1 protein-coding gene is annotated in these 781 nt (G+C 36.2%); it reads right to left on the bottom strand.

Annotated features, from left to right (window positions below):
- On the bottom strand, positions 1-749 hold a 749-nt coding region (locus tag HSP_RS0103280; protein ID WP_425268512.1), incomplete at its 3' end, for a P-loop ATPase, Sll1717 family.
- Positions 750-781: the final 32 nt, after the last annotated feature.

Raw genomic sequence — 781 nt, 5'->3', positions numbered from 1 at the left:
TACTCTGTGATGCTACGAAATGCACTAGTTATAACCTGTATTGAAGGAAAGATCTTCTGATACTCTTTCCAGAGATCTTCAAGTCTGGCCATGGAAATTGACTTGGCTGCATATTCTAGGTCAGTGTTTATGATAGTTTCTCTATTCTCTCTGAATGCGGAAAAAAAAGCTTCATTCAACAATGATAGTAAATCCCTGGGCCGGTAAAGGGTAAATTGCAAACATCGCTTAAAACCATTCCTCCCTTTAAGATCATCCGCTGTGCATCTATCCCAAACTCGTTGATCTTTCTCAATATCTAGCTTAAATGCTACTTTCATTCTTTTAGCTGACAGCATTAGGAGTTGTGCCCAGTCCCAATGCAACCTTATGACTTGACCCTCTATATTTCTCGAGTAATCAGGATCTTCCTTTGATAGCGACCTAAATATATTATCCCTTAAAAAAATTATTGGACGAATGCATTTTGCTTTTTGATTTAATTCAATAGATGCATATGCTAGACCTGCAATGATTCCAATTCCTATATTATCCGGTTCATACGCCTCATCTAGCTTATCCATTAATATGACAACTTTCCTGTCTGAGCGTTCAAGAAGTGATACTATATTATTTTCTATTTCTGAGATATTCAAATTGAATTGAAGATCACCAATTGATTCTTCTGGGTTATTTTCATCTAAATACTCCTTTGCGACAAGCCTACACTTTCTTAAAATGTCACCTTGTGCAGAATTCCATTTTTTCAAATGTTCATTCAACAATGTTTCTGCACGGAGTA

Source organism: Haemophilus sputorum CCUG 13788 (assembly GCF_000238795.1).
Classification (GTDB): domain Bacteria; phylum Pseudomonadota; class Gammaproteobacteria; order Enterobacterales; family Pasteurellaceae; genus Haemophilus_A; species Haemophilus_A sputorum.
This window is presented reverse-complemented; position numbering and strand designations above follow the sequence as displayed.